At 72.3% G+C, this 19,623-nt stretch carries 16 protein-coding genes, 1 tRNA gene and 1 riboswitch; of the genes, 11 read left to right on the forward strand and 6 right to left on the reverse strand.

The window, feature by feature from the left end:
- Positions 1-135: 135 nt before the first annotated feature.
- Together CU044_RS19210 and CU044_RS19215 are read left to right on the forward strand one after the other, a co-directional pair.
- The gene (locus CU044_RS19210) at positions 136-933 is read left to right on the forward strand and encodes a phytanoyl-CoA dioxygenase family protein (RefSeq protein WP_129769953.1); all 798 of its coding nucleotides are present in this window, start codon (positions 136-138) and stop codon (positions 931-933) included.
- 131 nt (positions 934-1,064) lie between these two features.
- Positions 1,065-1,799 carry a DUF6309 family protein gene (locus CU044_RS19215; protein WP_193564003.1) on the forward strand — a complete coding sequence of 245 codons (735 nt, stop codon included), beginning with the start codon at positions 1,065-1,067 and terminating at the stop codon, positions 1,797-1,799.
- Here the strand turns inward: CU044_RS19215 and CU044_RS19220 are convergent.
- On the reverse strand, positions 1,728-2,492 hold the full coding sequence (locus CU044_RS19220) for an SDR family oxidoreductase (RefSeq protein ID WP_165371938.1): 765 nt from the start codon (positions 2,490-2,492) through the stop codon (positions 1,728-1,730). The two genes, CU044_RS19215 and CU044_RS19220, sit on opposite strands and share 72 nt — an antisense overlap.
- Before the next feature lie 236 nt (positions 2,493-2,728).
- Between CU044_RS19220 and CU044_RS19225 the strand changes: the two genes are divergently transcribed.
- Both CU044_RS19225 and CU044_RS19230 read left to right on the forward strand, forming a co-directional pair.
- Positions 2,729-4,030 (forward strand): glutamate-1-semialdehyde 2,1-aminomutase, encoded by a 1,302-nt coding sequence (locus CU044_RS19225; RefSeq protein ID WP_240045696.1) that lies wholly within the window; start codon positions 2,729-2,731, stop codon positions 4,028-4,030.
- A 157-nt stretch (positions 4,031-4,187) separates the two neighbouring features.
- A complete protein-coding gene (locus CU044_RS19230; protein WP_129769955.1) occupies positions 4,188-4,400 on the forward strand; it encodes a hypothetical protein in 213 nt (70 codons plus the stop codon).
- A 77-nt stretch (positions 4,401-4,477) separates the two neighbouring features.
- Here the strand turns inward: CU044_RS19230 and CU044_RS19235 are convergent, their stop codons facing one another.
- Positions 4,478-5,161, reverse strand: a complete 684-nt coding sequence (locus CU044_RS19235; RefSeq protein ID WP_129769968.1) for an HAD family hydrolase — start codon at positions 5,159-5,161, stop codon at positions 4,478-4,480.
- A 65-nt stretch (positions 5,162-5,226) separates the two neighbouring features.
- On the opposite strand from CU044_RS19235, the gene CU044_RS19240 reads away from it, so the two are divergent.
- The 5 genes from CU044_RS19240 (at position 5,227) to CU044_RS19260 (ending at position 9,848) form a co-directional block, all read left to right on the forward strand.
- On the forward strand, positions 5,227-5,436 hold the full coding sequence (locus CU044_RS19240; RefSeq protein ID WP_030350053.1) for a hypothetical protein: 210 nt from the start codon (positions 5,227-5,229) through the stop codon (positions 5,434-5,436).
- Between the two features lie 61 nt (positions 5,437-5,497).
- Positions 5,498-5,571: transfer RNA gene (locus CU044_RS19245), tRNA-Met, on the forward strand.
- A 567-nt stretch (positions 5,572-6,138) separates the two neighbouring features.
- On the forward strand, positions 6,139-7,230 hold the full coding sequence (locus CU044_RS19250; protein WP_240045697.1) for a PP2C family protein-serine/threonine phosphatase: 1,092 nt from the start codon (positions 6,139-6,141) through the stop codon (positions 7,228-7,230).
- Positions 7,231-7,491: 261 nt separating this feature from the next.
- A riboswitch (cyclic di-AMP (ydaO/yuaA leader) is annotated at positions 7,492-7,645 on the forward strand.
- Between the two features lie 11 nt (positions 7,646-7,656).
- Entirely contained in the window at positions 7,657-8,682 is a 1,026-nt protein-coding gene (locus CU044_RS19255; protein WP_129769956.1) for a M23 family metallopeptidase, read from the forward strand.
- Positions 8,683-8,903: 221 nt separating this feature from the next.
- Entirely contained in the window at positions 8,904-9,848 is a 945-nt protein-coding gene (locus tag CU044_RS19260; RefSeq protein WP_129769957.1) for an aldo/keto reductase, read from the forward strand.
- Between the two features lie 85 nt (positions 9,849-9,933).
- Here the strand turns inward: CU044_RS19260 and CU044_RS19265 are convergent, their stop codons facing one another.
- From CU044_RS19265 to CU044_RS19280, 4 genes are all read right to left on the reverse strand, one after another.
- Positions 9,934-11,274 carry a PrsW family intramembrane metalloprotease gene (locus CU044_RS19265; RefSeq protein ID WP_129769958.1) on the reverse strand — a complete coding sequence of 447 codons (1,341 nt, stop codon included), beginning with the start codon at positions 11,272-11,274 and terminating at the stop codon, positions 9,934-9,936.
- 183 nt (positions 11,275-11,457) lie between these two features.
- Positions 11,458-12,216, reverse strand: coding sequence for a tRNA (guanosine(46)-N7)-methyltransferase TrmB (gene trmB / locus CU044_RS19270; RefSeq protein ID WP_129769970.1), 759 nt, complete (start codon positions 12,214-12,216; stop codon positions 11,458-11,460).
- Positions 12,217-12,332: 116 nt separating this feature from the next.
- Complete coding sequence (lhgO, locus tag CU044_RS19275; protein WP_129769959.1) at positions 12,333-13,556, reverse strand: L-2-hydroxyglutarate oxidase; 1,224 nt, start codon at positions 13,554-13,556, stop codon at positions 12,333-12,335.
- A 183-nt stretch (positions 13,557-13,739) separates the two neighbouring features.
- Complete coding sequence (locus CU044_RS19280) at positions 13,740-15,218, reverse strand: MFS transporter (RefSeq protein WP_129769960.1); 1,479 nt, start codon at positions 15,216-15,218, stop codon at positions 13,740-13,742.
- Positions 15,219-15,800: 582 nt separating this feature from the next.
- Between CU044_RS19280 and CU044_RS19285 the strand changes: the two genes are divergently transcribed.
- Positions 15,801-17,909: an asparagine synthase-related protein gene (locus CU044_RS19285; protein WP_129769961.1), complete on the forward strand. Its 2,109-nt coding sequence runs from the start codon at positions 15,801-15,803 to the stop codon at positions 17,907-17,909.
- Positions 17,910-18,181: 272 nt separating this feature from the next.
- The coding region (locus CU044_RS19290; protein WP_345790140.1) for a BTAD domain-containing putative transcriptional regulator at positions 18,182-19,623 on the forward strand (1,442 nt) is incomplete at its 3' end.

Raw genomic sequence — 19,623 nt, forward strand, 5'->3', positions numbered from 1 at the left:
ACTTCGTCGTGCTTCGGCCATTGTCCCGCGCACCCGGTCTGCCGAGATGAATAGTTGGCTACCTTTGGGCGCTGCTCCGGACAAAACCGGATGCCGGGCCATTCGTGGAGAACGGAAAAGGAGGGGTATCGCACCATGCGCGAACAACTTTCCCCGGAACTCGACGAGAGCATGCTGGAGCAATTCCGGGAGCGAGGCTATCTCGTCCTTCCCGGATTTGTCCCAGCCGATTCGCTGGCGTCCCTGGAGCGTGAAGTCGACCTCTGGGTGGACAGCGGTCTGCGAAAGCGTTCCATCGCCGCGGCGCTCGAACCCGAGGTGTACGGCGCGCCGGACATGGTGGAGATAGAGCTGGCGGCCCACGGCGAACTGGCCGTGCATCCGCCGCTGATGTCCCTGCTCGCGCGCCTCATGGGGCCGTCGTTCGTCTTCCACCATCTGCACAGCGACCGCCGCGCGCCGGGCGCCCCCGGCAAGGGCTGGCACCATGACTACGAACAGTCCCCGCAGCGCGACCGCGACCATCTCATGGTCCATGCCCTGCACTACATCGGCGGTCTCCAGCCGTCCATGGGCGGGCTCGCGGTCCTCCCGGGATCGCACCGCGAGGTCGCCGACAAGACGGCCCGCGCCCATCTCGGCACCTGCCCGCTGCCCTCCGAGGCCGTGATCGACGAACTGCCCCCCGGCTCCACGGTGGTGTTGCACTCCGCGCTGTTCCATGCCCGCCGTACGGCCCCCGGCGCGTCGGGCGGGCCCCGCTACATGATCGACGCCTCGTACTGCCAGACCGGCACGCGCTGGCCGCCTGTCAAGCCGTACTGGCGTCATCTGCTCGCCACCGCACGGGAGTTGGACCTCGGGCGTGGCCGGTGGCCGGAGCTCTTCGCCGAACGGCACTTCACCGAGTACGTGCGCGGCAGCGCCGGCTGAGTCCGGCCAGGGGAGCTCGGGGAGCGCCGCCCGAACGCGGTCGCGTCCCGTCGAGTCCCGCTGAGCTCCGTCGAGTCCGGCGCACGAAGCGCATGAAGCGCATGAAGCGCACGAGGTGAGGGGAACGTGTCATGAGGGTCATCGCCGCCGTCCCGTTCGCGTCCGTCCTGGACACCTTCGCGCGGGCGCATCCGCTCGACCGCGCCCACGAGGCCAACACGAACGACGAGGCCGAGGAGCACATCCGCAACGCCGAACTGTCCCTCGGGTCGTGGCGGCGGGTGCTGCTCGACCGGGACGATCTGCTCCGCGTCGTCCTTCCCTGGCATCTGGGCGAGGGCGGCGAGCGGGAGCTGATCCCCAAGTCCGGGCTGACGGTCGCCGAGGCGGTGGCGCGGCTGGACGCGGTGGCCCGGCCGGACGCGGCGGGCGGCGCGTACGCCCGTACGAACCCGGTCTGCGCCCGCAAGCTCGACGGCCTGGCCGGCGCGCCCTTCACCCCGCTGTTCCTCAGCACGCGGGCGGTGCCCGGCATCGACTACGCGGGACTGGTGGTACGGGAGGGGCTGATCCATCTGGACGGGCTGCACCGGGCACTGGCGTGGGAGCGCGCGGGACGCCTCACGGCCGCTACCCGGATCGAGGCGTTCCTCGCGTACGAGGAGGGCCGGGAGCACGAGGAAGGCCAGGAGCGCGGGGAAGGCCGGGGGTACGAGGAGGGCCTCGCGCACCAAGTAGGCCGGGCCTACGAGGAGGGCCTCGCGTACCGGCAGGACCAGGAGTCCGGACACGCCTCAACCGCGGCCGACGTACGGCATCGCACTGGGCATGACGGCGACGGACTGGACGTTCACGCCCACGGGTAGGTTCGCCATGACCAGCACCATCTCGACCACATGCCGTACATCCATCGTCGGCTCCACCCGCAGGGTGCCGTCCGCCTGCCGGACCGCCGGCTGCTCCCGGCCCACCGGTGTCACGTTGCCGATGTCGATCTGCCCGCACGAGATGTCGTAACGGCGGCCGTCCAGCGAGAGCGAGCGCGTCAGTCCGGCCACCGCGTGCTTCGCGGCGGTGAAAGCGATCGAGTCCGGCCTCGGGACCTGCGCGGACGGAGCGCCGTTGTTGATGATCCGGCCACCGCGCGGGGTCTGGTCCTTCATCATCCGGTACGCGGCCCGCGCGCACAGGAAGCTTCCGGTGGCGATGGAGTCCATGACGCGGTGCCAGTCCTCGACCGAGACGTCCTCGGTCGGTGTGTACGGCATGGTGTCCGCCGCGTTGTTGAAGAGGAGATCGATACGTCCGAAACGCGTCGCCACCTCGTCGAACAGCCGCGCTACCGAGTCCCCGTCCGTGATGTCCGCGGGCACCGGTACGGCGCGCGCCGCGTCCGCTCCGGCCAGCGCCGCCGTCTCCACGAGCGGGTCTTTCCGCCGCCCGGCCAGGACGACCGTCCAGCCGTCCGCCAGCAGCCCCAGCGCACAGGCGCGGCCGATACCGCTGCCCGCGCCCGTGACGACCGAGATCTTTTCGGCCAATTCAGCGGATTCAGTCATGCCGGACTTCCTTTCGCCGCATTCTGGATCTCCGCAGCGAGTCTGGACACCGTCCGCGATCCCGGTCAAGGCTGCGTGAAAGCCGAAGAGTTGTTCCCAGCGGGCGATGGCGCCCCGGACAGGAGTGACATATGGCCCGACAGGATTTCTCCGGCGTTCCCGATTTCTCCGGGGCACCGGCCGGGGCACCGGCCGGAGCGGCGGCTCGGACCGTACCCGCTCTCGGTGGAACCGCCATGAGCAGCGCCCTGTTCGAACGTGCCAAGAAGTCTCTCGCGGGCGGTATCAGTTCCTCTTCCAGGCTGACGTCCACCGGCCCGCATCCCTACCCGCTCTATATAAACGGCGGTTCCGGGGCGCGCATTCGGGATGTGGACGGAAACGAGTACATCGACTTTCTCGCCGCGTACGGAAGCGCCGTTCTCGGCCATGCCCACCCCGCGCTCACCGACGCGCTGACCGGAGTCCTCGCCAACGGCCCCATGTTCGGCACCTGCAACGTGCCCGAGGTCGAACTCGCCGAGCTGATCCGCGCGATGGTCCCCTGCGCCGACCTGGTCCGGTTCGCCAACTCCGGTTCGGAGGCGGTCCAGGGGGCCGTACGGGTCGCCCGCGGCCACACCGGACTCTCCACGGTCCTCAAGTTCGAGGGCCACTACCACGGGTGGTCGGACACCCTCGCCGTCTCCAACCGGCCGCCCGAGGCGGCGGCGGGACCGTACGCCGCCCCGCACTCCGTCCCGCACTCCCCGGGGATCCCCGAGGGCGTCACCGGCGATGTCGTCGTCTGCCCCTGGAACGACCCCGACGCGCTGCGCGCCGTACTCGACGCCCACCGCGGCCGGCTCGCGGCCGTCATCTGCGAACCCATCGTCGCCAACAACGCCTGCACCATGCCCGCCCCCGGCTATCTGCGGCTGCTGCGCGACGAGTGCACGGAGCGCGGGATCATCCTGATCTTCGACGAGGTCTGCACCGGCTTCCGTACCGGTCCGGGCGGCGCGCAGGCGCTCTTCGACGTCGTCCCCGATCTGGCCGTCTACTCGAAGGCCCTGGGCGGCGGACTGCCCATCGCCGCGTTCGCCGGCCGCCACGAGGTGATGGCGGCGCTCGCCACCGGCCGGGTCAAGCACGGGGGTACGTACAACGCCTCGCCCCTCTGCGCCACGGCCGCGCTGGTCACGCTCAGCACGCTCGCCGACCCGGCCGTCACCAAGAGAATCGACGACACCGGGCAGCGGATCATGGAGGCCGTGCGCCGTGCGGCCACCGACCACCGCGTCCCGTGCGCGGTGCAGGGGGTCGGCGCGATGTTCCAGGTGGTGTTCTCGGACGACGGCGCCCCCACCCGCCACTACCGCGACACCCTCCGCGTCGACCAGCGGCGCTACGACACCTTCCGGCACGAACTGCTGCGCCGCGGGATCCACACCAACGCGCACGGACTCGCCTGCTGGTTCGTCTCGGCCGCCGTGACCGACGACGACACGGACCGGACGTGCGCCGCGATCGACGAGGTCTTCGCCCTCCTGCGCTGAGACAGGGCCTGGCTCGGCTGGTCGTGATCCGCGGGCGTGATCCGCGGGCGTGATCCGCGGGCGTGATCCGCGGGTGTGATCCAACCGACAGCCCCCGCGGAAAAGAAGCGGGTCCCAGAGGCTGCGGACAGAGCGAGATCGACGCACTCTTGGGCCTATGAGTGATGCACCGATCGTCGTCCACCGGGCGTCAGGGACAGGCGGGCGGCGGGTCACGGTCCGTGGGCGGATCATGGGGCTCGCCCACTCCGACGACCATCTGATCGAATTCCTGCGCCTGGCGGGGCTGCCGGACGCCTGGGAACTGCTGGACGACCCCTCCTGGGTGGAGTGGCAGGGCGGTCCCGCGCACGAGTACAGCGTGGTCTGAGCCGGCGGGGCGCCTGCCCACGGGGGGCCTGGCGGCCCCGTCGGCACCGTCAGTCCCGCCTGGTCCCACCTGCACCGTCAGCCCTGGTGGTCCGCCCGTTCCGCCTGTTCTGCCCGTTTCCTCTGCTCCGCCGCGATCGCCGTAAGCTGCGTCAGGTTGTCGATCCGCCAGTCCGCCGCCTCGATCACCTCCGGGTCGTCCGCCCACAGATAGCCCCACGGCCCGCGCCGCAGATGGGCGGCGCGCAGGCCCGCCTCCCGGGCCGGGAACAGGTCGTACGCGGGATGGTCGCCCACGTACACCGTCCTGTCGGGTGCCGCCCCGGACGCCTCGATGACGTGCGCGAAGAACTCCGGCGACGGCTTCTCCGCGCCCCACTCGCCCGAGGTGGCGACGAGATCGACGGGCAGGTCGAGGCCGCGCAGCAGCTCTCCGGTCCTGACGGTCTGGTTGCCCGCGAGGACGACGCGGACGCCGAGGGCCCGGAGGCTCGCCAGGGCGGGCCGTACATCGGGATAGAGATCGGACTCGTCGAGATGGTCGCCGCGTCCGGCGGCCTCCCGGGCGCGGTACGCCTCGCCGACGTCCATGCCGGGCTTGATGAGGCGGAGGGCGTCGGTGTGGTCCCGGTTCTGGACGGTGGCGGCGCCGACGAGCGCGGAGATGGTGTGCCGGGGAATGCCCAGCCAGTCGGCCCAGGACGCCCAGTAGCGGTCGTCGCGGACGAGGGTCTCGCCGACGTCGAACACGATGGTTTCAATCACCGGTGTAAGCGTAGGGGGACACGCTCTGCCGATTGTCAGTGGCTGGCCGTAGCCTTGCTCCTATGTTCGCTTCCTCGTCCACTTCTTCCCCCGCTTCCGGTGATGGCGACTCGTTACGCGCTGTCAGGTCCGCCGCTGTCGTCAACGCGGAGATCCGTGCCCTGTGGGCGCGCGCCGGTGGCGCGCTGCCGCCCGCCGAGCAGGAGCGCTACCAGCGGCTTCTGGTGGAGTGGGCCGCCGCGGTCCACGCCGATGTCGTCGAGGCGGCCTAGCCCGTCCGTGCGCCGCGTGGTGATGATCTTGCTCCGGATGGCGTAGAGTTGCATTCAACGGCGCGGGGTGGAGCAGCTCGGTAGCTCGCTGGGCTCATAACCCAGAGGTCGCAGGTTCAAATCCTGTCCCCGCTACTGGAAGAGAACGAAGGCCCGGATTCCTGGTGAATCCGGGCCTTCGTCGTGTCCGCCCGGACCGGTCCGCCCGCCCGGACCGGCGGCCGCCCCACCCGCGCCGGGCCCGGATTCCGGCTCCGCCTCGCCGACACGCGCTTCGCCGTCGGCCGTCGACCATGACAAGTACGGTGAAAGTACGGCTGTGCTCGTGCGGACGCCGTGAGGGCGTACGCCGAGCGCCAGCCGACCGACTGATCGGGTCCGCCGGCCGACCGGTGCGCCGGAGCATCGGCCGCCCGGCGGGTCCGCTCGCCGTAGCCCACTCGGCCGACGGCGAGTCGCCACCCGGGATGGCAGCGGCCAGCCTGGTGGAGCGCGGCACCGTCCGCAGCAGTCGGCGGACCGGGCAGGAGACCACTGGTGTGGAGACTGAGGAAGCTCGGAAAGGGTATCGGCGGCACAGACCGGCGGGCGGCTGAGGACGGCGGTATCTGGTCCGGCCGCGGAACGGGTTTCTGGACGGCCGGCGACAACGTCCGCGGCGGCGGCCGGTACGCGGGAGGGCGCGGCCGTACCGGACGCAGGCTGGTGCGGGTGCTGCCCGTGCTGGTGATCGTCGCCGGGGTGATCTTCGACCTGGTGACCCCGACGCGCGTCACCGCGTCCCCTCTCTTCGCCGCGGCTCCGCTGGTCGCCGCCCCGTTCTATCCGATGGCCGGCACGCTCGTCATCGCCCTCGCCTCGCTGGTCGCCGAGGTGGTGCTGCACATCCACGCGGACACCCAGTTCCAGGTGGAGTCGGTCAGCGAGGTGCTGACGGTGGTGGTCGTGTCCCTGCTGGCGCTGTACATCAACGGTGTCGTGCGGCGCAGCGGTGAGCGGCTGGCCTCCGCCCGCATCATCGCCGAGACCGCCCAGCGCGCGGTGCTGCCCAGACCCGCCGAGCGGATCGGGGGGCTGCGGATCGCCGCGCGGTACGAGGCGGCGCAGGAGGGCGCGTTCATCGGCGGGGACCTCTTCGCCGTACAGGACACGCCGTACGGGGTGCGGCTGGTGGTCGGGGACGTACGGGGAAAGGGGCTGGACGCGGTCGAGGCGGTGGCGGTGGTCATCGGGTCCTTCCGGGAGGCCGCCGAGCAGGAGAGTTCGCTGGAGGCGGTCGCGCAGCGGCTGGAGCGGGCCCTCAGGCGGGAGGGGACGCGGCAGGACGCGCTCGATGTCTTCGAGGGGTTCACGACGGCCGTACTCGCCGAGATCCCGCACGACGAGGGTGTGGTGCGGCTGGTCAACCGCGGCCACCCCGAGCCGCTGCTGATGTGCGGCGACGGTGAGGTGCGGATGCTCGTCACGACGGATCCCGCGCTGCCGCTCGGGATGAGCGAACTGGGTACGTGGCCGGACCGCGCCGAGCAGGCCCCGTATCCCGAAGGCGCGACGCTGCTCTTCTACACGGACGGGCTGACCGAGGCGCGTGATGCCCACGGGGTCTTCTACGTCCCGCGCGAACGGCTCGACGGACGGGTCTTCCAGGGGCCCGACGAGATGCTCCAGGCGCTCATCGACGACGTACGGCGGCACACGGGCGGCGGGAGCCAGGACGACATGGCGCTGCTGGCGGTCAGCCGGCCCTCGGAGGGCGAGCCGGAGCGGCGCATGACCATGCCCCTGGTGCCGTGAGACCCCTCACCCCTGGTGCCGTGAGCCCCCTCACCACCGTCCGTAGTCGAGAGGTATCCCTCCGCATAACATTTGACACACCGTCAGAAAGGCGAGCTGTCCTGACGGGCCATCAACTCGCCCGATTGCGTTCCCATATGTACCGGTACGTCCGATGCGAAGTCGTTAACGATCATCCGGAACAGCTTGGAATAAGGCCCAGGTCTCTATTAACGTTCGATAACGCAGCGCGGTCGTCCCAGCCGTCGCAAGAGATGGCACCGTGCGCACGCGCCGAATCCCGCAAGGGAACCGGGGAACCACCAATTGGGGTGAATCGGGTGTCTTTTGCCGCCTTGTGCGGCGGGAGCGCTCGTAGGAGACCTTCCTGCTCCGAACCCGTCAGCTAACCCGGTAGGCGAGAAGGAAGGAAAGGAGTACGCCTCAGTGGCGTCCAACAAGCCTGCCCCCGAAGCCCTCTTCGAAACGCGCTCCCACGGCGACCAGCCGGACAGGGCATGGGGGGAATGGAATCCCACCGAGGAGTCCATACGGCCCGTACGCGGCCGGCACCGCGTCGCCAAGCAGCGCGGACTGGCCCGTAGCTCCACCGTCCTCGGCGTGGGCGTCATCGCCGCCGTCGGCGCGGGAGGCATCGCCACCGCGCAGGACAAGCCCGCGGTCTCCATATCCCTGCCCGACGCGATCGCGGACAATCTCCCGGACGCCAAGTCGCTGCCGGGAATGGGCTCGCTCGCCTCGGACGACTCCGACTCCGAGGTGCTCGCCGCCCCGCTCACCACCGCCGGGCTCACCGCCTCGGACACCGAGCAGGGCGCCACCGACGCGGGAGAGGCGCTGCGCGCCCGTATCCTCCAGCAGGCCGAGGCGCAGCAGACCGGGGCCGACGCGGCGCAGAAGGCGGCCGCGGAGTCGGCGGCGGCCGAGAAGGCCGCGGCCGAGGCCAAGAAGCAGCAGACCGAGGCCGAGAAGAAGATCGAAGAGGCGAAGAAGAAGGCCGAGGCGGAGGCCAGGGCCAAGGCGGAGAAGGCACGGCTGGCCAAGCTGGCCGCCAGCTACGCGATCCCCACCTCCTCGTACACGATCACCTCGACCTACGGTCAGGCCGGCTCGCTGTGGTCCTCCGGCCAGCACACCGGCCTGGACTTCGCCGCGCCGACGGGCACCCCGCTCAAGGCCGTGCACAGCGGCACCGTCAAGTCGGCCGGCTGGTCGGGCTCGTACGGATACCGCACGGTCCTGGAGCTCGACGACGGCACGGAGATCTGGTACGCCCACCAGTCCTCGATCAGCGTGAGCGCCGGGCAGAAGGTCAGCACCGGCGAGGTCATCGGCAGGGTCGGCGCGACCGGCAATGTGACCGGCGCCCATCTGCACCTTGAGGTCCACACGCCGGGCGGCTCGGGCATCGACCCGATGAGCTGGCTGCGCGGCAAGGGCCTCAACCCGTAAGTCTCGCCTCCACAGGCCCTCCACCGGCCTTCTCCCGCAGACCCGCAGACCCGCGGGCCTGCGGGCTTCCGCCCGCGGGCCCGCGGGCTTCCTGGTTCGCAGGCCCGCAGGCCCGCAGGCCCGCGGACCCGTGGGAAATTTCCCGCGGACATTCCCCCATACGGCCCATATCGGTGCGCGGAGCGGAATAGGGCGGCTTCCTCCGGGAGTTGCAGCCGCTTATGACCGCTCTGCGCCCACTGGGCTCTTCCGATCTGCACGTCTTCCCGCTCGCCCTCGGCGGCAACGTCTTCGGCTGGACCGCCGACGAGACGGCCTCGTTCGCCGTCCTCGACGCGTACGCCGCCGCGGGCGGGAACTTCATCGATACCGCCGACCTGTACTCCGCGTGGGTGCCGGGCCACCAGGGCGGTGAATCCGAGACCGTCATCGGCAACTGGATCGCCTCGCGCGGCAATCGCTCCGAGGTGCTGGTCGCGACCAAGGTCGGCGGGCACCCGCAGTACAAGGGGCTCCGGGCGGCCACCATCAAGTCCGGCGTCGAGGAGTCGCTGCGCCGGCTCCGTACGGACTACATCGACCTCTACTACACGCACTTCGACGACCCCGAGGTCCCGGTCGAGGAGATCGTCACGGCTCTCGACCAGCTGGTGAAGGCGGGCAAGGTCCGTGCGCTCGGCGCCTCCAACATCAGCGCGGAGCGGCTGGCCGCCTCGCTCGCCTTCTCGGAGCGCGAGGGCCTGGCCCGCTATGTGGCGCTCCAGCCGCACTACAACCTGGTCTCGCGGGACACGTACGAGGGCGAGCTGGAGGACACCGTCCGGCGGCACGGCCTCTCGGCCGTGCCGTACTTCGCCCTGGCCTCGGGCTTCCTCACCGGCAAGTACCGTCCCGGGACGACGGTCGACAGCCCCCGTGCCGACCGCGCGGCCACGTATCTGGAGTCCGAGCGGGGCACCAAGGTCCTGACCGCGCTGGACCGGATCGCCGGGGCGCGGGGCGCCGAGGTCGCGACCGTCGCGCTGGCCTGGCTGGCGGCGCAGCCGACCGTGGTCGCGCCGCTCGCGTCCGCGCGTACGACCGAGCAGCTGCCCGCGCTGCTGGCGGCGGCCGCCCTTGAGCTGACGGCGGAGGAGCTGGCGGAGCTCACCACGGCCTCCGCCTGAGGCCCTCGTCCGACAGGTTCCTCATAGGCCAGGTTCCTCACTGGCCAGGTTTCTCACCGGCCAGATCTCTCATTGGCCGGGTTGCTCATTGGCGGTACGGGTTGTAGCCGTCGTAGTCGATGTACGGCGGCGGCACCCGCACCCGGCCCGTGGCCCGCGCCGCATAGTTCAGCGCGGGCCCGGCTATCTCCCTGCGCTGCCACAGATGGTGCAGCAGCTCCTGCTCGCGCTCGATGAAGTCCGGGCCCACCGCCCCGCGGTGGGCCCGGTGGCGCAGAAACGCCAGGGACGTCGCGAACGCCTCGTACTCCCCGACCGATCTGGCCGCCCGCGGGCCGTACGTACGGCCCGCGAAGTTACGCGCCACGGTGCGCGCCCGCATGGAGGAGAGCGCGAGAGGCGCGGCCGGGGTCAGCCAGCCGGCCGCGGCGTACGCGGGAAGCTCGGCCCCGATCGTGCGCAGCTCGCGCTGGCGGCTCCAGATCGCCAGCCAGGTGAGCAGGGCGAAGACCGGCACCATGAACACCCCGTACACCACGTAGAAGCCGTACGGGCCGAAGACCGCCCCCGAACCGTTCCACAGCGCGTGCAGGCCCATCGCCAGGGCCAGACCGAGCAGCGGCAGGGCGAACCGGCGCATCCTCTGGCGGCGGGCCGCCGTCGCCGCCAGCCCGAAGCCGATGCCGGTGAGCACGGTGAAGAGCGGATGGGCGAACGGTGACATGACGACGCGGACGAAGAAGGTCGCGGCCGTGACGGAGGCCAGGCCGGAGTTGCCCAGGTGCTGGTCCTCGCCGAAGGCGCTGCCGAGATAGAGGATGTTCTCGGTGAAGGCGAAGCCGGTGGCGCTGAACCCCGCGATCACGACACCGTCGACGAGCCCGGTGAAGGCCCGTCTGCGGAAGAGGAAGATCAGCAGGATCGCGCCGGCCTTGGCGCTCTCCTCCACGACGGGGGCTATCACCGTGGCACCGAGCGACTCCGCGCCCGCCGGGTCGGCGGTGGCTGTGGCTATCCACTCGGTCGCGAACGAGTTCGCGATGATCGCGACGAGGGCGGCGGCGAAGGCACCCCATGCCAGGGCGAAGACCAGATTGCGCCAGGGGCCCGGCTCGACCCGGTCCAGCCAGCGGAAGGCCGTGATGAGCAGCGGTACGGGCAGGACGGCCAGACCCAGGCCCACCAGGAAGCCCTGCGTGCCGGTCTGGTCCCTCACGAGGGCGAGGATCACCAGGGCGCAGAGGACGAGCACCGTGATGACGGCCCCCACCCGGACCGCGCGGTGGCGCCAGAACGCGCGGCGTGGCCGGTAGCGCCTGCGGGCGGGCTCCGGCACGGCGGCCCACAGCTCACCGAGCCGCTGCTGGCGCTCGTAGACGGGGATCGCCGGACGCGGACCGGGCGGCTGCGGGGACGGTTCTGACACCCGACGACCCTAACGAGGGGCACTGACACCTGGCGATGGTGCCCGCGTCACCGCCTCGGGTCACGCGCGCTCGGGTCACGCGCGCTCGGGTACGTGCTCGGGTCACGCGCGCTCGGGTACGTGCTCGGGTCACGCGCGCTCGGGTACGTGCTCGGGTCACGCGCGCTCGGGTACGTGCTCGGGTTACGCGAGTCCGGGTACGCGGCGGAACAGCAGGTCGTGCACGACATGGCCCTTGTCGAGCCCCTGCCCCTCGAACCGGGTCAGCGGACGGAAGCCGGGCCGTGGCGCGTAACCGCCGTCCTCCTGGGTGTTCTCGAAGTGCGGGTGCGCGGTCAGCTCCGCCAGCATCTGCTCGGCGTACGGCTCCCAGTCGGTCGCGCAGTGCAGCACGGCCCCCGGCTTCAGCCGGCCCGCGGCCAGCGTGAGGAACTCCCGCTGGATCAGCCGCCGCTTGTGGTGCCGCTTCTTGGGCCAGGGGTCGGGGAAGTAGATCCGCAGCCCGGCGAGCGACTCGGCCGGCAGCATCTCCCTGAGCAGGATGATCGCGTCGCCGTTGGCCACCCGGATGTTGGCCAGACCGTTCTCCTCCGCGAGCCGGAGCAGATTCCCCTGGCCGGGGGTGTGCACATCGACGGCGAGGATGCCGGTGCCCGCGTCGGCGGCGGCCATGCGCGCCGTGGCCTCGCCCATCCCGAAACCGATCTCCAGGACGACCGGCAGTCCGCCGAACATCTCGTCCGGATCGAGAACCCGCTGCCCGTCGATGTCCATGCCCCAGTCGGCCCACATCCGCCGCAGGGCCTCGGCCTGGCCGGTGGTGACGCGGCTCCGGCGTGGCTGGAAGCTGCGGATGCGCCGCTCGAAGTGGGATCCGGCGGGGTCGGCCGCGGGACCCGTGCCTTCGGGAAACATCCGGCTCATGGTGCGGTTCTCGGCCATCTCGTTCGTCTCGTTCACAGTGCCTCCGATTCTACGGAGGCCCGGATCCTGCTCCGGAGCCCTGGAGCCCTGGAGCCCTGGAGCCCTGGAGCCCCAACGGCCCGGGGCTCCGGGGCTCAGTCCTCCGCCAGCCCCGCCAGTACCCGCCGTGCGACCTCCCGGCCGATGGGCAGCGAGGCGGTCGCCGCCGGGGACGGGGCGTTCAGGACATGCACCGTGCGCGGGGTCTGCCGGATCAGGAAGTCGTCCGCGAGCGTGCCGTCCCGCAGCACCGCCTGGGCCCGTACCCCGGCCGCCGCCGGGCGCAGGTCCGCGTCCGTGACCGCCGGGAGCAGCCGCCGTACGGCCGTCGCGAAGGCGCGCTTCGAGAGCGAGCGGTGCAGCTCACCGGCGCCGTACCGCCAGTGCTTGCGCGCCGTGCGCCACGAGCCGGGCCAGCTGAGGGTGGCCGCCAGCTCGCCGGGGCGTACGTCCGACCAGGTGTAGCCCTCGCGGGCCAGCGCCAGGACCGCGTTCGGCCCGACGTGGACCCCGCCGTCGATGGAGCGGGTCAGATGCACGCCCAGGAACGGGAACGCCGGGTCGGGCACCGGATAGACCAGCCCCCGTACGAGATCGGGCCTGGCCAGCTCGTAGTACTCGCCCCGGAACGGCACGATCCGCATCCCCGGGTCGTCGCCCGCCAGCCGTGCCACCTGGTCGCACTGGAGCCCCGCGCAGTTCACCAGGGCCCGCGCCCTGACCACCGCGCCGGAGGCGGTACGGACCGCGACGCCCCAGGGGCGCCGGTCGATGGCCGTGACCTCGGAGCCGTACCGTACGGACGCGCCCGCCGCCCCGGCCGACTCGGCGAGCTGTTCGGCGACCGCGACGAAGTCGCACACCCCGGTCGTACCGACCTGGATCGCCGCGAGACCGCGCACCTGGGGCTCGTACTCCGTGATCTGCGCCGGGCCCAGCTCCCGCACCGGAATGCCGTTCTCCCTGCCGCGCTGGACCAGGGCGTGCAGCCGGGGCAGCTCGTCTCGCCGTGTCGCGACGATCAGCTTGCCGGTGACCTCGTGCGCGATGCCGTACTCCGCGCAGAACTTGACCATCTCGGCGGAGCCGCGCACCGCGTACCGCGCCTTGAGCGAGCCGGGGCGGTAGTAGACGCCGCTGTGGATCACCCCGCTGTTGTGGCCCGTCTGGTGGCGGGCGGGGCCCGGCTCCTTCTCCAGCACGACGACCCTGGTGCCCGGAGCGGCGCGCGTGATCGCGTACGCCGTCGAGAGACCGACGATCCCGCCGCCGATCACCAGCACCTCGCAGTCGAAACCCACGCGTCCGCGTCCGCTCATGCGCGCCACCTCCCACCCCGATAGTGCACTGGCCCGCCGGAGACGCGCTTAAACCACCGCGATCGAACCGTTGACCGGTGGACATGTGTGTCATGCCTCGCGGACAGATGCCGGCCGGGTGTGCCCGGGAGCAGCCGGGTGCCCGGGATCACCGCGTGTACGGGAGCAGCCGCGTGCCCGGAATCAGGCGGGCGCCACCAGCAGGGGCCGCGCGCGCTCCCGCAGCTCCACCACCCGGGGCTCGTCCCCATACGGCTCCAGGCGGTGCAGCAGATCCCGTACGTACTCCGTCGTACGCGCGGAGGAGATTCGGTTCGCCACTTCCACGGCCCGCGTGCCCGCCGCGCAGGCCGCGTCCAGATTGCCCGACTCGAGCTCGGCGACGGCGCTCACCACCAGACGTAAGCCGTGCGAGCGTACGAACTCCTCCGTCGGCCGGGACAGCGCCTGCTCCGTGAACTGCCGTACCTGGCGCGGCGCCTTCAGGTCGCGGTAGCACTCGGCGGCGTCGGCCGCGAACCGGTCGTACGAGTAGAAACCCAGCCACGACGGATCGGCGTCGCCGTCCCGGGAGCGCTCCAGCCAGCCCTCCGCCGCCTTCAGCGCGGCCCCGGCCGCGACCGCGTCGCCCGCCTTCGCGTGCGCGCGCGCCTCCACCAGCCGGAAGAAGCTCATCGTGCGGGCGGTGGCGAGACCGCGGTTGCGCTCCAGCGCCGCCTGGGCGAGATCCACGCCCTCGTCCGCGAAGCCGCGGTAGGTCGCCTGGAGCGACATGGAGGCCAGCACATAACCGCCGAGCGGTACGTCGGCGGCGGCGCGGGCCAGTCGCAGCGCCTGGATGTAGTAGCGCTGCGCGGCCTCCTGCTGGCCGGTGTCGAAGGCCATCCAGCCGGCCAGCCTGGTCAGTTCGGCGGTGGCCCCGAAGAGCCCCCGGCCCACCTCGTCGCTGTACGCGCCGAGGAGCAGCGGCGCCGCGTCGACCCGCAGACACTCGGGCACCATCGAGGAACGCCAGTCCCCGCCGCCGTACTTGGAGTCCCAGCGCCGGGCGTCCGAGGCCGCCTCCCGCAGCTTGGCCACATCGCTGTGGCCCACGCGCAGCGGCGTGACCTCGCCTGTTCCCGAGGCATCGACGGCCCCCCCGCTCCCGCCATGCGCTCCCTGCGCCGCCTCCGCGACCGCCGCGTCACGGGCGACCGAGGAGTCGGCGGGTGTTATCAGCCACCGGGAAGCGGGTGTGGCGTAAGCGCTCACTGCGAAGGATCCGGCCAGCGACTGCCAGATGCCGCCGCTGCCCGCGCGGCGGCCCGCGAGGTCCAGCCGGTACAGCTCCGTCGCCGCGCGCACCGCCTCGCCCACGTCGCGCGGGAAGGCGAGCCCGACCTCGGGGGCCGGGTCCGCGTCCGCGAGGCCGATCTCATGGAGTGGGACGGGACGTCCCAGCTTCGCTCCGATGGCGGCGGCGATGAGATGGGGCGCCGCACCCTGCGGAACCATCCCCTTCGACACCCATCGCGCCACGGAGGTCTTGTCGTAGCGGAGTGTCAGGCCGCGTTGCGCCCCGAGGTCGTTGACCCGCCGGGCGAGGCCGGCGTTGCTGATTCCCGCGAGGGCGAGAACGGTTCCGAGCTTTTCGTTCGGCCCGCGTAGCTCTCTGGACATGCGTCACCCCTCGGCACACAGACGCCCGCCGCTTCGCGGCATAGGCGCGCGGCATTCGTAAACCCAGCGTAGTTCGCCACATCCCGACCGTTAAGGGGCGGAGTTCCGGATGGCGGGATTGTTGTCCGTGCGATGATCGCGCCGCACGTCCCCGGGCGGCACGCCGTGCTCCGGCCGTGCAGCGCGCGCCCGGCCGTGCGCTCTTGGCCCCGGTGGAGCGGCAGCGCTTCCATGAGTCCTGCGTGGGTCGGCCCACTGCGTACTGGAACCAGTGGGCTGGGGGATCCCGCCGCCCCAATCCCCGCGGGCGGTGGATCAGTCCGGGAGGCGGGACACGCCTCCCGGACTGAACGTTCACCGGCGTCGAACTGACACGCCGGGTCCGGAGATTGGCTGAATGCTGTCTGTCCGCGGAGCGCCACATCTCCGCCAAATGGCCAATGCCAGGGGCGCATTCGCATTCCCACCCGCGCTTCCGTAGGCCCTCCTGTGCGCTGTTGTCATGGCAGCATGTTCCCGAACGGCTTCAGCTCAAGCGTTTCCAGCTTGGTCTGGACTTGTCCACAGGCTGTGGAGGCGGCGATGCGCTGGTTGGTGGGATGGAGCAGTATCGCCGCGCGTTTCGGTACGGCAGGGGCCGTCGGCCCGGTCGGTGACGGCTCCGAGAGCGGCAGCGTGCATCCCGTCGGATCCCAGCTCCTGTGGGGCGACCCGGATCCGCTCTGGGCGGTGGGCGACTGGCGGCCCGACGAGGTCAGGGTCGTCACCGTCGATCCCTTCACCCGGCTCGCCGTGCTCGGCTGCTGCGGGGCCACCGACGAGGAGCTGCGGGTCGGGCTGTTCGCCGCGCGCGGCGGCGCGCTGCGCCATCTCACCGCCTGGCCCGGCAGTTACACGGCCGTCGCCCAGATCGGCCGTCGCATCACCGTCGCCGGCGACCTGGCCGGGGCACGGCCCGTCTTCTACACGCCGTGGGCGAACGGCACGGCGTACGCCACCGCCGCCCTGCCGCTCGCCGATCTCATCGAGGCACAGCTCGACATCGGACATCTGGCCGCGCTGCTCGCCTGCCCCGAGACCCCGGAGGCGCTGCGCGACACCACCCCGTACGACGGCGTCAAACGCATCCCGCCGGGACACGCGCTCGTCCTGCGCGAGGGCTCGCGCGAGATCACCGGATACGAGCCGGTCGCCTCCCTCGCCGTCGCCGGGCCCCAACGCGACCCGGACCGCGCCGTCGAGGGCGTACGGGACGCGCTCATCGAAGCCGTACGCGCCAGGCTGCTGGCGCCGCGCCACGCCCCCGAGACCCTGCCGCCCGACCCCGGACCCGTCCCCGGCATGGGGCCGGCGGACCGGCGCGCCGCCCGGGGCGGGCCCGTCCCCGGTATCGGCGCCGACCTGTCGGGCGGCAGCGCCTCCGGCACCCTCGCGCTGCTCGCCGCCGGGCTGCCCGGGGCGCCGGGCACGATCCTGGGGCACGGCACCGGCGCGGGGGAGCGGCTGCTCGCCGTCACCTTCAACGATCTGTCCGCGGGCGGCCGCGACGAAGCCGAACTGGAACGGGCCCGCGTCATCGCCGCCAACCCGCGGCTGCACCACGTCGTCGTCGCGGCCGGTGAAGAGGCCCTGCCGTACGCCGAGTTGGAGGGCCCGCTCACCGACGAACCGGGGCCGTCCCTCGTCACCGCGGAGCGGCACCGCCGCAGGCTCGCCGCGGGCAGCGCCGACCACTTCACCGGGGCCGGCGCCCGCGAGGTGCTCGACGCGCATCCGGCGCGCCTGGCCGATCTGCTGCTCGACCGGCGCAGACGTCATCTCCTGCACCCGGTCAGCGCGCTCGCCAGGGCCGAAGGCCCGTCGCCGGCCTCGCTGTTCATCCCGCTGACCGTCTACCGGGCGGCCCGCCGGCTGGCGCGTACGCCGTACCGCACCGGTCTCGAAGAGGCCGCCGCCCGGCTCCCCGAGGCCAACAGGGGGGTGCTGACCGCCGCCGCGATCAGCCCGCTGGGGGCGTCGCTGGCCGCCCTCACCTGGTCCAGACCCGGACCCGCCGCGCGCTGGCTGACGGGGGAGGCGCTCGCCGAAGTATCGGTTCGCCTGATGTCGGCGTCGACCCGGCCCACCTCCGTGCAGCGTCCAGGCGAGGCCCGCGCCCGCGCCGCGCTCGCCCGCCACGCCGCCGACCACCGCGTCTTCGAGCAGGCCGCGGAGATCCGCAGCCAGCGGCTGCACGCCCCGTTCCTCGACAACCAGGTGGTACGGGCCTGCCGCGATCTGCCCGAGGCGCTGCGGGTCCAGCCGGGCGCCCGCGCGGATGTGCTCCGTACGGTCCTCGCCGGGGCCGGTATCCACGATCTGCCGCCGGGCTGGGGCGCCACCTCCCGGGACGGCGCCGTCGCCGCTACGCGGGTGGGCCTGCGCGCGGCGATCGGCGAGCTGATCGACCTCTTCGACGCACCGCTGCTCGCGGACGCGGGTCTGGTGGAGGCCCGGGTCGTCCGCAAGGCGCTGCGCGCGGCGGCCGAGGGCGAGCCGGTGCCCCTGGACGGGATCGCGGACCTGGTCTCCACGGAGCTGTGGCTGCGGCGGCTGCTGTCCCGGCGCGGCACCTGCTGGACGGGGACGGCGGCGCCGCGCCAGCGCGCGGTGGCGGGCGGCGTGATCCCGCGGCCGACGCTGCACCAGTAGAGAGCTGCACCAATAAAGCCGCTGCACCCGTAGAGAGCTGTACCGGTAGAGAGCTGTACCGGTAGCCGGGCGAGGCGGCGGGGTCCGGCGCGGGCGGCGCGGGCGGCGGGGTCCGGCGCGGGGCGGAGCCGGGGGCGCGTCAGAGGTCTCCCGCCTCGCGGCAGGGGTCTCCGGCCTCGCACCAGGGTCTCGGGCCTCGTGGTAGGGGTCTCACGCAAAGGCGGCGCCGCTCCGGGAAAACCCGTCAGCCGTTGTCAGACCCTGCGGTCACAATGGGCCGCGTGCGGTATCTCATCCTTGGCGTCACGGAGGTACGTGACGGACACGGCGGGAGCCTGCCGCTGGGCGGACCCCGGCTGCGGGCGCTCCTCGCCGCGCTCGCGCTGCGCCCCGGCCGGCCCGTCGCCGTCGGTGAGCTGGTGGACGAGGTGTGGGGCGGCGAGCCGCCGCTGGACGCGCCCGCCGCGCTCCAGGCGCTCGTCGGGCGGCTCCGGCGCGTCCTCGGCAAGGAGGCGATCGATTCGGTCCCCGGCGGCTACCGGCTCGCGGCCGTGCCGGACGACATCGATCTGTACGTTTTCGAGCGGCTCACGCGCGAGGGGGCGGAGCGGCTCGACGCGGGCGATCCGTGGAGCGCCGCCCGCACCCTGCGCGCGGCGCTCGCGCTCTGGCGTGGGGCGGCGCTCGCCGATCTGCCCGACCGGGACCGCGGCGTACGGCCCGAGGCCCAGCGGCTGGCCGCCCTCCAGCAGCGCATCGAGGCCGATCTGCGCCGGGGCGCCACGGCCACGCTCGTACCGGAGCTGAGGGAGCTGGCCGCGGACCACCCGTACGACGAGCCCTTCAGGGCGCAGCTCATCCGGGCCCTGTGGGCGGAGGGCCGGCAGGCCGACGCGCTCGCGGCGTACGAGGACACGCGCCGCGTCCTGGCCGACGGGCTCGGTGTCGACCCCGGTCCCGAACTGACCTCTCTGCAAGGGCGGTTGCTGGCGGCCACCGGGGCGGGTACCGCCGCACGGACGGCGGACGACACCGTACTTCGGGCCGCCGCCGATGCCGCCGATGCCGCCGATGCCTCTGATGTCGCCGATACCGCTGCCATCCCGGTGGTCGCTGACATCCCGCTGGTCGCCGACGTCTCCGCTGCCGCCGATCTCGCCGGCCGTGCGCCCGCGCCCGCCGGGGACAGCCGCGAGCCGCCCGGCAATCTGCGTCCCCGCCTGACCTCGTTCGTCGGCCGGGAGCGCGAACTCCACGCCATCCGTGCCGATCTGCGCCGCTCCCGCCTCGTCACCCTCACCGGCCCCGGCGGTTCCGGCAAGACGCGCCTCGCCGAGGAGTCCGCGCCCCGGAACGCCTGGCTCGTCGAACTGGCCCCGCTGGAGCATCCCTCCGCCGTCCCCGGTGCCGTACTGAGCGCGCTCGGACTGCGCGAGACCCAGCTCACCGCCCGCGACGGCCGCCCCGCCCAGCACGATCCGACCGCCCGGCTCATCGAACATCTCGCCCGCAGCGGCACGCTTCTCGTCCTCGACAACTGCGAGCATGTGATCGGGGCCGCCGCCGCCCTGGCCGAGACACTGCTCACCCACTGCCCCGGCCTCCGTATCCTCGCCACCAGTCGTGAGCCGTTGGGGGTGCCGGGTGAGTCGGTGCGGCCGGTGGAGCCGTTGCCGCCGGATCCGGCGCATCGTTTGTTCGCGGAGCGTGCGTG

The organism is Streptomyces sp. L-9-10 (assembly GCF_004151105.1).
GTDB lineage: Bacteria > Actinomycetota > Actinomycetes > Streptomycetales > Streptomycetaceae > Streptomyces.

Coding starts and splice junctions, on each gene's coding strand:
- CU044_RS19210 (WP_129769953.1), top strand. CDS start 136: ATGCGCGAACAACTTTCCCCGGAACTCGACGAGAGCATGCTGGAGCAA.
- CU044_RS19215 (WP_193564003.1), top strand. CDS start 1,065: ATGAGGGTCATCGCCGCCGTCCCGTTCGCGTCCGTCCTGGACACCTTC.
- CU044_RS19260 (WP_129769957.1), top strand. CDS start 8,904: ATGACCGCTCTGCGCCCACTGGGCTCTTCCGATCTGCACGTCTTCCCG.
- CU044_RS19225 (WP_240045696.1), top strand. CDS start 2,729: ATGAGCAGCGCCCTGTTCGAACGTGCCAAGAAGTCTCTCGCGGGCGGT.
- CU044_RS19280 (WP_129769960.1), bottom strand. CDS start 15,218: ATGTCCAGAGAGCTACGCGGGCCGAACGAAAAGCTCGGAACCGTTCTC.
- CU044_RS19240 (WP_030350053.1), top strand. CDS start 5,227: ATGTTCGCTTCCTCGTCCACTTCTTCCCCCGCTTCCGGTGATGGCGAC.
- trmB (WP_129769970.1), bottom strand. CDS start 12,216: ATGGCCGAGAACCGCACCATGAGCCGGATGTTTCCCGAAGGCACGGGT.
- lhgO (WP_129769959.1), bottom strand. CDS start 13,556: ATGAGCGGACGCGGACGCGTGGGTTTCGACTGCGAGGTGCTGGTGATC.
- CU044_RS19220 (WP_165371938.1), bottom strand. CDS start 2,492: ATGACTGAATCCGCTGAATTGGCCGAAAAGATCTCGGTCGTCACGGGC.
- CU044_RS19230 (WP_129769955.1), top strand. CDS start 4,188: ATGAGTGATGCACCGATCGTCGTCCACCGGGCGTCAGGGACAGGCGGG.
- CU044_RS19285 (WP_129769961.1), top strand. CDS start 15,801: ATGCGCTGGTTGGTGGGATGGAGCAGTATCGCCGCGCGTTTCGGTACG.